General features: G+C 58.5%; 14 protein-coding genes. 9 read left to right on the top strand and 5 right to left on the bottom strand.

Translation table 11 applies throughout. The features are described 5' to 3' along the window. Positions 1-97: 97 nt before the first annotated feature. Positions 98-1,105, bottom strand: coding sequence for a COX15/CtaA family protein (locus tag HNR46_RS00200; protein ID WP_184014655.1), 1,008 nt, complete (start codon positions 1,103-1,105; stop codon positions 98-100). Positions 1,106-1,293: 188 nt separating this feature from the next. Between HNR46_RS00200 and HNR46_RS00195 the strand changes: the two genes are divergently transcribed. Further along, positions 1,294-1,686, top strand: a complete 393-nt coding sequence (locus tag HNR46_RS00195; RefSeq protein ID WP_184014653.1) for a hypothetical protein — start codon at positions 1,294-1,296, stop codon at positions 1,684-1,686. A gap of 50 nt (positions 1,687-1,736) precedes the next feature. Next, positions 1,737-2,342 (top strand): LON peptidase substrate-binding domain-containing protein, encoded by a 606-nt coding sequence (locus HNR46_RS00190; RefSeq protein WP_184014651.1) that lies wholly within the window; start codon positions 1,737-1,739, stop codon positions 2,340-2,342. Positions 2,343-2,480: 138 nt separating this feature from the next. Here the strand turns inward: HNR46_RS00190 and HNR46_RS00185 are convergent, their stop codons facing one another. Further along, a complete protein-coding gene (locus tag HNR46_RS00185; RefSeq protein ID WP_184014649.1) occupies positions 2,481-2,801 on the bottom strand; it encodes a bactofilin family protein in 321 nt (106 codons plus the stop codon). 132 nt (positions 2,802-2,933) lie between these two features. On the opposite strand from HNR46_RS00185, the gene HNR46_RS00180 reads away from it, so the two are divergent. Beyond that, positions 2,934-3,587 carry an FHA domain-containing protein gene (locus HNR46_RS00180; RefSeq protein ID WP_184014647.1) on the top strand — a complete coding sequence of 218 codons (654 nt, stop codon included), beginning with the start codon at positions 2,934-2,936 and terminating at the stop codon, positions 3,585-3,587. A 17-nt stretch (positions 3,588-3,604) separates the two neighbouring features. Here HNR46_RS00180 and HNR46_RS00175 read toward each other — a convergent pair whose 3' ends face one another. Then, positions 3,605-4,963 (bottom strand): hypothetical protein, encoded by a 1,359-nt coding sequence (locus HNR46_RS00175; protein ID WP_184014645.1) that lies wholly within the window; start codon positions 4,961-4,963, stop codon positions 3,605-3,607. Between the two features lie 91 nt (positions 4,964-5,054). On the opposite strand from HNR46_RS00175, the gene HNR46_RS00170 reads away from it, so the two are divergent. From HNR46_RS00170 to HNR46_RS00155, 4 genes are read left to right on the top strand one after another with little or no spacing between them, the layout of a single operon-like run. Further along, on the top strand, positions 5,055-5,537 hold the full coding sequence (locus tag HNR46_RS00170; RefSeq protein ID WP_184014644.1) for a low molecular weight protein-tyrosine-phosphatase: 483 nt from the start codon (positions 5,055-5,057) through the stop codon (positions 5,535-5,537). A gap of 57 nt (positions 5,538-5,594) precedes the next feature. Next, positions 5,595-5,846, top strand: a complete 252-nt coding sequence (locus tag HNR46_RS00165; protein ID WP_184014643.1) for a FeoA family protein — start codon at positions 5,595-5,597, stop codon at positions 5,844-5,846. Positions 5,847-5,851: 5 nt separating this feature from the next. Next, entirely contained in the window at positions 5,852-7,741 is a 1,890-nt protein-coding gene (feoB, locus tag HNR46_RS00160; protein ID WP_184014642.1) for a FeoB small GTPase domain-containing protein, read from the top strand. 4 nt (positions 7,742-7,745) lie between these two features. After that, entirely contained in the window at positions 7,746-7,886 is a 141-nt protein-coding gene (locus HNR46_RS00155) for a FeoB-associated Cys-rich membrane protein (protein ID WP_184014641.1), read from the top strand. A 39-nt stretch (positions 7,887-7,925) separates the two neighbouring features. Here the strand turns inward: HNR46_RS00155 and clpB are convergent, their stop codons facing one another. Continuing rightward, entirely contained in the window at positions 7,926-10,502 is a 2,577-nt protein-coding gene (clpB, locus tag HNR46_RS00150; protein ID WP_184014640.1) for an ATP-dependent chaperone ClpB, read from the bottom strand. A gap of 208 nt (positions 10,503-10,710) precedes the next feature. Between clpB and HNR46_RS00145 the strand changes: the two genes are divergently transcribed. Together HNR46_RS00145 and HNR46_RS00140 are read left to right on the top strand one after the other, a co-directional pair. Continuing rightward, positions 10,711-11,601: a D-alanyl-D-alanine carboxypeptidase family protein gene (locus tag HNR46_RS00145; RefSeq protein ID WP_246417837.1), complete on the top strand. Its 891-nt coding sequence runs from the start codon at positions 10,711-10,713 to the stop codon at positions 11,599-11,601. A gap of 30 nt (positions 11,602-11,631) precedes the next feature. Continuing rightward, entirely contained in the window at positions 11,632-12,753 is a 1,122-nt protein-coding gene (locus tag HNR46_RS00140; protein ID WP_184014638.1) for an aminotransferase class I/II-fold pyridoxal phosphate-dependent enzyme, read from the top strand. A 32-nt stretch (positions 12,754-12,785) separates the two neighbouring features. Here HNR46_RS00140 and rlmN read toward each other — a convergent pair whose 3' ends face one another. Beyond that, on the bottom strand, positions 12,786-13,811 hold the full coding sequence (gene rlmN, locus HNR46_RS00135; protein WP_184014637.1) for a 23S rRNA (adenine(2503)-C(2))-methyltransferase RlmN: 1,026 nt from the start codon (positions 13,809-13,811) through the stop codon (positions 12,786-12,788). Positions 13,812-13,936 lie beyond the last annotated feature (125 nt).

Below are 13,936 nucleotides of genomic sequence, written 5' to 3'. Positions count from 1 at the left end.
CCTCCTCCAAGGCCACCGGAGGTCGTCGGGAACCCGGAGATTCCGGACTCCCCGCAGCCGCCGGGGCGGCGGAATTATCCACTGACGCCGGGAGGCGTCAATGTCCGGCTGTTTCAGCTTTTGAAGGGAGCAAGGTGAGAAACCAATGAACCGTTGCTGCAAGCAGGATTCCCGCCAACCCAACGTGAAGAACCTGTGCCACTTCGTGAACCTCGACTTGGGCCATCACCAAGCCCAGCAGCATCTGCAAAGCCACCAGCCCCACGACCCATCGGGGTGCCTTGCCTATGGGGCCGACCACATTCTTGCGCGTCCATGCCCAGGAAATGGCCGTCACGACCACGATGACCCACGAGAAACTGCGGTGGACCAAATAGATCCACGACTGCTCCAACTCAGAAATCCATTCCACCCGGTCCTGCCCCTGATGACTTTTGGCCATCTGATCGGTCAACTCCCGAATCTGGCTACCCATGATGCCTTCGATCACGATTGCCCCCAACAGAATCCCCACCCCAATCCATCCTCGCTGAGCTCCCTGCTGCGAGGTGTGGAGACGCATGGGCTGATCCGTGCCACGCCACAAGGTGAACACTTGAAGCACGATCAACAGCATCGCCAAGGCCATGTGCGCCGTCAGAATCCCGGGTTTGAGGCCGCTATATACCACCTTGGCGCCCATGACCGCGTTGATCAAGACCACGATCAATGCCGCCATGGCCGTCCATTTCACGGCTTTCTGGGCTCGCGATCGGCCCCACGAAGCCACCAGTGTCGCCACTGCGAAAATCCCCACAGGAAGGGATGTCAGGCGATTGACGAACTCGGTCCAGACATGTCTGGGATTGAAAGACTCCAGAATGTGCTCGGGCGTGACCGTATCCGGGTCGCGCCCCAAGCGCTCCGCCTTCGCGCGGAACTTTTCGAAGTCGATTTTCGACAAATCGACCTGCTCGACCTTCCACGGAGGCACCAAGCACCCCCAACATGTGGGCCAGTCCGGACAGCCCAAACCGGCACCGGTGACGCGAACCACCGCCCCCACGAAAATCAACACCAGGACCGAAACGAGGGACGCCAAGGCGAGCTTCTGAAACCGATTCATCGCGCGGCGAAAAAGCGGCAGATCTTGAGGATGAGCCAGCGCAAAATCCGGTCTCCGAGGGATTCACCCGTCGACCTCGTCTTCATTTCGGCTTCGATCATCTTTCAAAAATCATGGCCTTTTTGTGAAAATGCATTTCTTGCACTTCCCTGCTGGAACTTGCGTGGAGAGCTTCGTAATTCCCGCTCGTGCATCGCTTTTCCAATGCCCGTTCACTCCAGCTTCTTCGAACTGCTTCCGGGCTCTATCTTCTGTTTCCCATTCTTTGGATCGCCCTCGTCGCCACTCTAGTCAGGGGGCTCATGTTTGATCACCGGGAAAGCCTCTTGGCCTCCCTCGCCATCATCGCGGCGCTGGTCTTGTTGTTCCTTCTTACTCTGGGCCTCTCGGGCAATATTCGGTGCCCCCTTTGCCACGTGAAAGTCTTCCGCCGGACGGGCGCGACCATGAACTCGCGCCACCGCAAAACCCTGCTAGGGAGCCCTCGGCTCTACATTGCCACTCGGGTCACCTTCACCAAGCACTATCGCTGCCCCTATTGTGGCGAACCGTGCCAAACTTCCCGGGCTCGTCGTCCGTGAAGGTCAGAAAGCGGTTGCCATCGCCGGCGACCCGGTCTTGTGCTCTGGACATGCCGACCTTGGAAATCCCTGAAATTTGTGGGGCCATGCTGCTGCCCGATTGCGTGGTCTTCCCCCACGGCGGCCTGCCTTTGCGCATCTTCGAACCCCGCTACCAACAAATGTTGGCCGACACCTTGGCTGGCGATTGTTTCTTCGCGATCGCTCGCTTGATCGGCGACGAATCCCCCGACCCCACGGATTGTGTCCCTGAGATCGGCACCATTGGGTTGATTCGGGCATCGCGAGAAATGGACGATGGTACCTCGAACCTCTTGCTGCACGGCGTGATCCGTGTGCGATTCAAGGAATGGATCCTGGGTGCGGAGTATCCAACCGCACGCATCGAACCATTGCCCTCGGTCTTTGAACCGGAATCCCAGGCTCCGGCAGCGGTCGAAGCTCTGAAGGAAGCGGCTGAAGTGGCCCTCTCGAATTTTGCACCCGAGGTGCAGGTGGCGTTTCGCGCCATGTGCGATCCTCTCGATGATCCGGCCATCCTCTGCGATGTGATGGCCCAGCAATTCATTCACGACGCGGATGACCGCCAGACCTTGCTGGAGATGGAATCCGTTCCTGCTCGCGTCGCCTGGATCTGTCGACGATTTGAGCCCTGAGGTGGGGCGGGAAAGTTCACGGGACTCACGCCTGTGCCCCCGTGCGAGCTTCGCCTTTCAGAACACAAAAAGGCGCTTCGAAAACCATCGAAGCGCCGATCGTGAATCGAGCCGACTCTTAAGGTCGGCCATGCGAAATCACCCTCCGATCTCCGTGCGACCGGAAAGGGAAGCTCCTTCCTCCATCGAGAGATTCTTGGTTTTGATGTCGCCGTCGAGGCGGCTCTTTGATTTCAACTCGCAGCGCTCGGAGGTGATCTTGCCTTCGACCTTGCCGAAGACTTTCACCTCTCCGGCCGTGATGTCGCCTTTGACCTTGGCATTTTCTCCAATCGTCACCTTGCCCTTTTCGGACACGATTTCCCCTTCGATTTGACCATCGATGATCATGTCGTTCGAAAACCGGATCGATCCAATGATTTCGATCCCGCTCGACAAAACGTTCGTTGCGCTCGCCATAGCCGGATAATCGAGCAAAGCACCCGCCCCTTGGCAACCGGGATTTCCCGAATGGTGGATCTTCCCCGGAATTTCCGTGCGAATCCCCAAGCCGATCGCTAGAAATCGCCAACTTCTTCCGTTTCACTTATCATGCCACGAGTCACGATCACGCCTCCCGGGAAACCCTCCCAACCCTATCGCTTCAACACGGACCGCCAGTCTGTCATGATGGGCCGCGGGAGTGAGAATGACATCGTCATCGACTGCACCTCCGTATCTGTGAAGCACGCCGTGATGGAGCGCATCCCCGGAGGGTTCCAAATCCGCGATTTGGGCTCCACCAATGGCACGAAGCTCAGCGGCATGTCGCGCGACATCACCCCATTGATCGATGGCCGCCGAGTTCTTCTGGGAGACGTGGAATTTCTTTTCCACCTCACCGAAGAAGAACAGGTGACCTTGGCCGAAGAAGATGCAAGCACCCCTGCGATCATCCGGGAAGACACCTCCGATGAGGCGGAATTCGCGCCCAAGCGTGGCTTGGTCTCCGAAGCTGAGAAAGAAAGCCTGCGCCAGGAACTGGGGGCCTTTGCTCGTCCGATGCCGATGCCGCTCTTCGCCCTATTGGCTCTCGTCGCGCTCTACCTCGGACTTGGGATCCGTTACTCCAAGGAACATCCCGGCCACTCCCTGACTCAGGATTTGCTCAAGGGGCAAGCAGCCGTTTCAACCCTCCCAGCTCAAGAAGAAGGGCGGGCCGACGCTCCAAGCATCGAACCCGCCCCGCAAGAAGAGTCGGAGTAAGCGAAGACCTGACGATCTCAGCGTCCGCCCGGACCGCGGCCCCAACCCGGGCCACCACCGCGGCCGCTGAGAATGCGCTCTTTGGCTCGGTCGCTCAAGGTCGTGCTCGATTCCACATAGGAGCGCGCTGCGTCCTCGTCCGTTTCCATCCAACGGCGCACCGTCATGCCAATGGTCATGCTACGGCTGCGCTCATCACTGATGGCTTCCGCCAAAGCGACGGCGGCCGTGGGCTCAATCGTGTCCTGGCTGCGCCAGAGATACGTCTGAGTCGCCGAATCGCGGACCTCACCTACAGGCTGAGCCTCGATGAATGACAAGGCCCCTTCGCTGTCTTGAGAGACCCAGTTGTTCATGATTTCGCGCATGGCATTGCCGTAGTCCGCGCTGTCCTGACTTCCGAGCCATGCGGCGGCGGCGGCAGGATCGGTCTGAGCCATTTTCCCAGCCAGAGTGGCCACCAGGCGGTCCCGATATTCGCCTTCGCTCACCGATGAAAGTTTGGCGGCAGCGGCATCGACATCGGTGCGAGCCAGCACTTCCAAAACTTCCGACATCGCCCGGTCTTTGGCGTCTCCGGTCAAAGAATTCGCCCAGCTTTCCGCGGCAGCCATGTCCGTCGTGGCCCAGTTTTTCGCGATTTCGCCATAGGCACGGGTCTGGTCATCTCCCGTCAGGTTGGCTGCCATCGCGGCCGCTTTGGCCGGATCGCTGGCGGCAACCTCGCTGATCACCGAAACCATGGCGCTTCCCTTTTCGTCGCCCTCCAGACCATTGGCCCAAGCCATTGCTGCTTCCGGGTCCAATTTGGCCCACTCACGAGCAATCGTATCCGCACCGCTTTCGCCGCCTGGACCACCGCGTCCACCCATCTGGCGGAACTCATTGGGATTATCGAGGTAATACTGTGCGGCATTCACCGGATCCACACTGGCCCAGCTGCGAAGAATCGTCGGCCGTGCAAACATCCCGCCGAAGCCCATGGTTTGGCTGTAGGCCAAAGCGCCTTGGGGGTCGAGTTCACCCCAGCGGCTGAAGAGCAAGATGGAAGCAAGAATGCGATCTCCCATGGGGAGGTTGTCGAGAGTGTCGGCCGCGGCCGAGAGTTCATCGACGCTCATGTTTTCATAGAGGTCCGCCAAGGCCTGCAGACGGGACAATTGCCCCGGTTCGCGAAGAGCCTCCTGAATGCTGTGGGCCCGGGGACCAGAGGGATCTTCCGATGCAGAAGATCCCGTCTCACGCCGGATCTTGGCATCACGTTCCAACGAGGCGGTCGATTCCGCGGCATCCGAGCCGCCGGACTTTCCCGCCATGAAGCCGCCAACCCCTCCCAAAAGGAGGGCGGCGACACCTACGGTGACTGATGAATTCATGGCCATGGCGCGAAAACCCGAGGCGAAGATCGAAGTTGCGCTGCTTCGTCTCCCTCTCTTTGCTTTTTCAGCCTTCCGTCCCCACTCCATCATGTCCAAGCCACCGGTTCGCGTTCTTTTCGTCTGCATGGGAAACATTTGCCGCTCCCCTGCTGCGGAGATCGTGTTCCGCGATCTGGTGGAAAAGGCCGGCTGGAAGGAGCGCATCAAAATCGATTCCGCCGGCACCATCGGCTACCATTCAGGCCACGCACCCGACCGACGCATGGCCGCGACTCTTAAGGCGCGAGGTTACTCGATTCTCGGAAGCGCTCGGCAAGTGACGCCCCAGGATCTGGAAATCTTCGACCACATTCTCGCCGCCGACCGGGAAAACCTTGCGGATCTCCGCCGCATGGATCGACACGGCACCCATCATTCGAAAATTCGACTCCTCACCGATCACTGTCAGTCGATCGATGCGGATCATGTTCCCGATCCTTATTATGGCGGGCAAGATGGTTTCGAGCGAGTCGCCGATCTCGTGGAAGATGCTTGCCAGGGATTGCTTGAGGAAATTGAGAAGGAACTCTGAGGTGAACGCATTTTTCCTATTGCAACTACGTCTCAATTGATCGAAATTCCTCCTGTCATGCCGCACGCGGAAGCGCAAGATCTTGAAACTGACACCCTCCAGAGCCTGACTCAGGCCAGTGTGGGCTGTGATTTCCGCATTCGGTTTCTGGCAGGACCCGCCTGCGATCAACTTCGTCGGCTGGGTTTTTGCGAATCCATTCAGGTTCGGAAATTGGCCAATGGGCGCAACCTGATTTGCTCGATATGCGGCACTCGGATGGCGCTCAGTCGCGATTTGGCGGACCAAGTGAAAGTTTGTCCCGTCTGAGTTAAGTGAGTGAAGTGGAGCGAGTGGAAACGGTGTTGCTGGTGGGCAACCCCAATGTCGGAAAAACGACGCTGTTCAATGCCCTCACCGGCCAGAATGCCAAGGTAGGGAACTTTGCCGGGGTCACGGTCGAGGTGAAAACCGGACACACCCGCACTCCTCACGGACGCAAGTTGCAGGTGGTTGACCTTCCGGGTTGCTACGATCTTCGGGGGAGTTCGCCCGATCAGGAAATTGCGCGACGCGCCCTCGGAGGAGAAATCGCAGAACTCGGCGACCCCGACCTCGTCGTGTGTGTCGTCGACGCTTCTGCCTTGGAACGCCATTTGATCCTCGCGCTCGACGTGATCGAAAAGGGTCTTCCCGTCGTCCTCGCCCTCAATATGGTGGATGTCGCCGAGAACCAAGGGGTTCGGCTGGATCCCGTAAAGCTTTCGGAAGAACTCGGCGTGCCGGTGGTGCCCATGCAAGCCCGCTCAGGGAAGGGCCTCGTCGAACTCAAACAAGCGCTGCGTCTCCCCTTCCCGGCCGCACCTGAAGCGAAGTCTTGGCGAGGTGCCTTCGCGGACGATGAAGCGCGGCGGCGGTTTCTTTTTTCACTGTGTGAAACCGCGGCCCGGCGCAATGACGCCCATACGCTGACTGTTTCCGATCGCCTTGACACGGTGCTGCTGCACCCGGTGGGTGGTTGGATCGCCTTTGTGGCCATCATGTTCGCGGTGTTTTGGGCGATTTTCTCGTTGGCGGGCATCCCCATGGGCTGGGTGGAGTCCTTCCAAGGCTGGGTCGAAGGTCTCGTCACCCAAGCCATGCCAGAGGGAGATCTGCGCGACCTGTTAGTCAGCGGCGTGATTGGCGGAGTGGGCTCGGTCATCATTTTCCTGCCGCAGATTCTGATGCTGTTCTTCTTCATCGGTTTGCTTGAGAGCTCCGGCTACATGGCCCGCGCGGCCTATCTGATGGACGGCCTGATGTCTCGAGTCGGACTCAGCGGAAAGGCCTTCCTTCCTTTGCTCAGCTCCTACGCCTGCGCGATTCCTGGGGTGATGGCGACCCGCACCATCGATTCTGCCAAGGAGCGGCTCACCACCCTATTTGTGGCACCTTGGATGAGCTGCACGGCGCGTTTGCCCGTCTACCTTCTGCTGATTCCCCTCCTTCTCGGAGATCGGGAAGGGGGGTGGAAACAGGCGCTCGTGCTTGTGGGTCTCTATGTTCTCGGGACTCTCTCTGCCTTTCTTGTCGCCAAGTTGCTTCGCAAGAAACTGGGACCCGATGATCAAGAACACCATTTCATCCTCGAACTCCCTCCCTATCGGGCCCCGCAATGGCCCTACATTTTCCGTCATCTCCTTGATCGTGGATGGGCCTTCGTGCGCAAAGCCGGCACGGTGATTCTGGGGCTGATGATTCTCCTCTGGGCCGCCGAAACCTATCCCAAAAGTGATAGCGACGATCCGTCCGAGCAGCTTTCCCATTCCCTCGTGGGGCGGCTTAGCCACGTGTTAGAGCCAGTGGTGCGACCGATGGGTTTCGACGGTCGAACTGGCACCGCCATCCTGACTTCCTTTGCCGCTCGAGAAGTATTCGTCGGATCCATGGCCCAGTTGTTTCAGGTCGAGGAAAGCGACGATGAAGCTGAGACCCAAAGTCGGCTGCGCGAACGCATGGCCGCCGCCGCTTGGCCCGACGGGCGACCCATGTTCACGCCGTTGAGTGTGATCTCGCTACTCGTCTTCTATATTTACGCCCTTCAATGCCTGCCCACTTCCGCCGTGGTAGCCCGTGAGGCAGGCTCGTGGAAATGGGCCGTTGGCCAATTTGTCTTCATGTCTGCCTTCGCCTGTCTCGCCTCACTAGGCGTCTACCAAATCGGGCTTCTCCTCGGATTCTAGTACCATGAACGATTGGCAAAGCTATGCGGCGGCCGCCATTGTCGGCATCACCCTTGCGATCCTCGTGCGCCGATTTTTCGCTCCCAAGAAGCCTCAAGGCGGTTGCGGGAACGACTGTGGGTGTGGCAAGAAACCGGCGAAGTAAGCTTTCGCAAGCTTCCTCCGCCGGCTGACTTTCGAGAGTTCAGACTTTCTCGAAGACGATCCTGCCTTCCTGAACATCCCCTCGGATCACGTCGCCTTCGACAAAGCGACCATCGAGGATCTCCAGCGACAATTCGTCGAGCAAGTGGCGCTGGATCGCCCGCTTCAACGGCCGGGCACCGTAGACGGGATCGTATCCTTGGTTGCCCAAATACTCCTTCGCCGCTTCGCTGAGTGCCAATCCGAGTCCTTGTTTGGCGAGTCGCTGCCGAACCCGCTCCAACTGAAGATCCACAATCGTCGACAGTTCGTCCCGCTGCAAACGGTCGAACAAGATGGTCTCATCAATCCGATTGAGGAATTCGGGGCGGAAGTGCCCACGCAATGCTTCCATCACCTTGGTTTCCCGCTGCTCAGCATTCTCTTCATTCAAAATGAATTGCGATCCAATGTTGGACGTCATGATCAGGACCGTATTCCGGAAGTCGACGGTGCGGCCCTGCCCATCGGTGATTCGCCCGTCATCGAGCACTTGCAGAAGCACGTTGAAGACATCCGGATGGGCCTTCTCGATTTCATCGAACAGCACCACGGAATACGGTTTGCGCCGTACGTGCTCGGATAGCTGCCCTCCTTCGTCATATCCGACATAGCCAGGAGGGGCACCGATCAGGCGAGCGACACTGTGTTTCTCCATGTATTCCGACATGTCGATGCGCACCATGGCACCTTCATCGTCGAAGAGAAACTCCGCCAAGGCTTTGGATAGTTCGGTTTTGCCGACTCCAGTAGGTCCTAAAAACAGGAATGAACCAATCGGCCGATTCTCATCCTGCAAGCCGGCCCGAGCGCGTCGCACAGCATTCGAAACAGCGCGAATCGCCTCCTTCTGGCCGATCACCCGATCACCCAGCCGTTGTTCCATCTGCACCAATTTCTCTTTCTCGCCCTCTTGAAGGCGAGATACAGGAATCCCGGTCCAGGAGGAGACCACCCCGGCGATGTCTTCCTCGGTCACCTCTTCGGTTAGGATCGCCCCCCCTTTTTGCATGGCTTCTAATTCCGTCTGTGCCGCGGCCAAGGCCCGTTGAGCTTCGGGGAGCGTGCCATAGGTGATCTCTGAGGCGCGCGATAGATCTCCAATCCGTTGCGCTTGTTCTGCCTCGGTTTTCAGGGTCTCGATCTTCGCCTGCTGTTCCCGAACTCTTTCAATGACTTCCTTCTCGTTGCGCCAACGCGCCACCAGTGCTGCCGATTCTTCCCGCAGGTTTTCCTGCTCTTCGGTGACCTTTTCGAGGCGAGCTGCTGAGGCTTTGTCGGACTCTTTCTCGATAGCCTTTTTCTCCATCTCAAGCTGCATGATCTGCCGTTCGAGCTGGTCGATTTCGGAAGGCATCGAATCGAGTTCGATTTTCAATCGGGAAGCCGCTTCATCGACCAAATCGACGGCTTTATCCGGAAGGAATCGATCCGAAATGTAGCGATCCGAGAGCATCGCCGCGGCCACCAAGGCACCGTCTTGAATGCGCACACCGTGGTGCACTTCGTAGCGCTCTTTCAGGCCGCGCAGGATTGCGATGGTATCTTCCACAGACGGCTCTCCGACCATCACGGGTTGGAAACGCCGCTCCAGAGCGGCATCCTTTTCGATGTGCTTTCGATACTCGTCGAGCGTCGTGGCTCCGACGGTCCGCAGTTCGCCCCGGGCCAGTTGCGGTTTGAGCAAGTTGGAGGCATCGACTGCCCCTTCGCTCGCCCCTGCTCCCACAATGGTGTGCAACTCGTCGATGAAGAGGATGATTTCGCCATCCGACGCCGTGACCTCTTTGAGAAAAGCTTTGAGGCGATCCTCAAACTCACCCCGGTATTTGGCGCCTGCTAGCATCCCGCCGAGGTCCATCGAAATGATCCGCTTGTTCTTCATGGTATCCGGCACATCTCCCGAGACAATTCGCCGGGCAAGGCCCTCGACGATGGCCGTTTTCCCGACCCCTGGTTCACCGATGAGAACCGGATTGTTCTTGGTTCGCCTGGACAGCACCTGCAGGACACGCCGAATTTCGGTATCACGCCCGATCACCGGATCAATTTTGCCTTCACGAGCCCGAGCCGTGAGGTCCGTCCCATATTTCTCCAAGGTTTGATACTTACCCTCCGGATTCTCGTCGGTGACTTTCTGGGATCCCCGGATGCCCTCGATGGCTTCCCGCGCCTTGGTGTCATCCAGCCCTGCCTCTTGAAGCAATTGGCCGGCCGTCGCTCCCGCTTTCATGGCCCCGAGGATGAAGTGTTCGACGGAGACAAACTCATCGCCCATCCCCTCGCGAACTTCGTCCGCCGCATCGAGCGATTGGCGGAGTTCGTAGCTCAACTGAGGCTGCGATCCCGCGCCCTGAATCTTCGGTTCCTTGTCGAGCGCCGAAATCACCGCAGCCTTGAGCCGGGTGACGTCCGCTCCCGCATTCTGAAGCAAAGGAACGACAATGCCGCCCTCTTGCTGCAGAAGTGCCAGCAGCACATGGCCGCTTTTCAGCTCGGGATTCGCCGACTTTGAGGCGAGCCGTTGGCCCGCTTGCAGCGCTTCCTGAAGCTTGGTGGTGATTTTATCGAGTCCCATAAGAGTTTATTCTGAATGTGTGTGGTGAAATGGCTCTCGCAAGGACCTTTCCTGTCGTCCTCGCGCGTGGCTGATCTTTCGATGTCATAGCAACGAGTTTATTCAAATGATTTGTCGCATTTTGCATCTAGGAAAGAAGTGCCTGTGTCGCGTCCTGAGAGGATTATGGCCTTTCCACTTGGCCGGGTTCACGTTTTCATCCGCGCCGATGCTCAGGCAACGCACCTTTGGATTCCTCCTCGCCCTCGCCAGTTCGGTAGCACTTAGCGCCTGTGGCGGAGGTGAACCGACGGCACTTTCGAATCCCCAGGCCGCGATGGCGGTGGCTCCGGCCATTCCCACCACGATTCCAGGAATTGCACCGCCGAAGGTTTACGGCGAGAGCGCCATCGTGATCGATGCCCATTCCGGCAAGGTTCTCTATGCAAAAAACGCGGACTCCCCGCGTCCGGTCGCATCGACGCAAAAGATCATCACCGCATTGGTGGCGCTCGACCAAGGCACGCTTGAGGATCCGGTCACCATTGCGGCGGAAGACACCCGTTGCGAACCGACCAAGCTCTACTTGCAAACCGGGCAGACCTTTTCCCGAGGAAATCTTCTCAAGGTTCTGATGGTGAAAAGCGCCAATGATGTGGCCCGAGCGTTGGCGCGCGACATCGGCGGTTCTCAGGAAGGTTTTGCGGCCATGATGAACCGCAAAGCGGCTTCGCTAGGCATGCGGAATTCCCATTTCGTCAATCCCAACGGATTGCCCGCAGTCGGCCAGTATTCCACCGCGCGAGACATCGCGATTGCCGCCCGGCATGCCTACCGCAGTCCGACGATCCGTTCGTGGGTCAATACCCAAGCCTACACCTTTCAGTTTCCCAACGGGCGCACGAAATATTTGGAGAACACCAACAAGCTCCTCAAACGGGTCCCTTACTGCAACGGCATGAAAACCGGCACCACCAACGCGGCCGGGCGCTGTCTCGTCGCCACCGGGGAGTTCAATGGTCGTGCGGCCATTGTCGTCGTTCTCAAGAGCAACACCGCTCACATCTGGGACGATTCTGAGCAACTTCTGCGCTGGGCCCTGGAATCGCCCACGGCTTGAGAATCCTCCGAAGACCCTCGGTTTGCCACCATGCATGAGCCTGAGCATGAACTTGAAGTTCTTCGGGAGGCGGGCCTTTTCCGAAATCTACGTCCATTGGATGGGCCCACGGGAGTTCGTCTCCACCGAGAAGGTCGCTCGCTCTGGAATTTTGCCTCCAACGACTATCTGGGACTGGCTGAACATCCCGCGATTCGTGCAGCTTTTCATGAAGGCCTGGAACGTTGGGGGCACGGTGCCGCCGCGTCTCGTCTGATTACTGGCAGCCTTCCTTCCCATTCGATTCTCGAGGAATCCCTGGCCCTAGCCAAAGGTCAAGGTGCCGCCCTGAGCTTCTCCTCAGGATTCGCCGCCGCAGTCGGCATCATTCCCGCATTGGTCGGAAAGAACGACCATGTGCTGCTCGATAAACTGGCCCACGCCAGCTTGATCGACGGCGCGCGTCTCTCCGGAGCCACCCTTCGAGTCTTTCCGCACAATGATCTCGAGAAGCTTGCCCGCCTCCTAAGTGGAATTCGGTCCAAGGACCCTCATGGCCGCATCCTCATCGTCACTGAGTCCGTTTTCTCGATGGATGGGGACTTGTGTCCCCTCGCGGAGATTCTCGAACTGAAAGACCATTGGGGAGCCCATTTGTTTCTCGACGAAGCCCACGGGCTCGGGGTGTTGGGACCTCGAGGCATGGGGTGGGCCGAGGAACTCGGGGTGCAGGATCGAGTCGATTTTCAGATGGGCACTCTAGGCAAATCTGCGGGACTCGCTGGCGCCTATCTGGTATGCCGTCCGATTTGGCGCGATTGGCTGATCAACCGGGCTCGATCGTTCATCTATTCCACAGCCCCACCACCGGCGCTTGCCCATGCCGCTACGGCAGCGCTGGAGCTCATTCGATCTGCCGAAGGAGCCCAACTGAGGCAGAGGCTCCAGGACAACATCCGGAGAATATCCCCCACCTCTCGGACCCCCATTCTGCCCCGCATCATTGGGGAAAATGCCGCTGCCTTGGCGACCTCTGCCGCCCTGGAAGATGCCGGGTTTTTAGTCCCAGCAATTCGCTATCCAACGGTTCCTCGAGGCACCGCTCGACTGCGCATTTCCCTTTCAGCGGCCCATCCGGCTGAAGCCTTGGAGGCTCTCGCTGCGGCACTTTGATGGCTTCCTGCTAAGGCTCCTTGCGCAACCCCTCAGACCTCGGATTTCACCACCAATTGCCCACATCCCGCGGCAACATCAAGCCCGCGACGTTGCCGGACGGTCGCAGGCAATCCGGCCTCTTTGAGAATTCGTTGAAAATCGATCACTCGTCGGCTTTCTGGTTGGCTCCCTTCAAAACCTTCCGTGGCATTCAGGGGAATCACGTTCACATGGATATCCAAGCCTTTGAGCAGGTTCACGATCTTCCGCGCATGCTCGGGAGAATCATTGACGCCATCAATGATCGTCCAAGCCACCAGAATGCGCCCCTTTTGGGCCTGATAGACTCTCATCGCGTCGATCAACTCCGCCAACGGCCAGCGCCGGTTGACTGGAATCAGACGACCTCGTTCTTCGTCGTCGGCACCGTGGAGACTCACCGCCAAGGTATACGGCGCAGGCTCTTTTGCTAATTTCAGGATCCCGGGAACATGCCCCACAGTGCTGAGCGTCACCCTGCTGGGGCCCACTCCCATGCCGTGAGTATCGGTGATCGCCGCCAACGCTTGCAGCGTGGCATCGTAATTATGCAGAGGCTCGCCCATGCCCATCATCACCACGTTGCGCACCCTTTCACCGTATCGATCTGCCACTAGGCGTGACACTTCGCGCGCTTGGGCCACGATTTCACCAGCCTTGAGGTGGCGACGAAATCCCATCTGCCCCGTCGCACAAAACACGCAGCCCATCGCACAGCCGACTTGGGTACTCAGGCAAGCCGTGAAGCGACCCGGAAAGCCCATGAGCACCGACTCAATCTGGGCACCATCGGCCAACTCAAAGAGAAACTTCGTCGTCCAGCCGTCTTCACTGGTTGTCTCAAGCACTCGCCGTAAAGGCGTGATCAACGTGTCCTCTTGGCGCTCCAGCCAGCGCTCCAAGGGAGGCTCGAAGCCCCCACGATGCCCCGTCTGCAACCATCGAAACAAGGGCGCTGCATGCACTGCATTGACCCCCTCCGCCACGAGGTGCGTGCGAAGATCTTCGAGTCTCAAGCCATCAAGAGCATCCGACATGACAGAAGTGCGAATCACAGGAATGCCTGAACTCTGGAGGATTTCCGGATCGGAAGAAACTGCGAAATGGCGTCCATCGGTGACCCCGTTAGAATTCCTTTCGTTCTCTTTCCTTGTGTTCTTTT

This window comes from Haloferula luteola, assembly GCF_014201715.1.
Classification (GTDB): Bacteria; Verrucomicrobiota; Verrucomicrobiia; order Verrucomicrobiales; family Akkermansiaceae; genus Haloferula; species Haloferula luteola.
The sequence above is the reverse complement of the archived record's forward strand: the minus strand, read 5'-3'. Positions and strand labels throughout refer to the sequence as shown.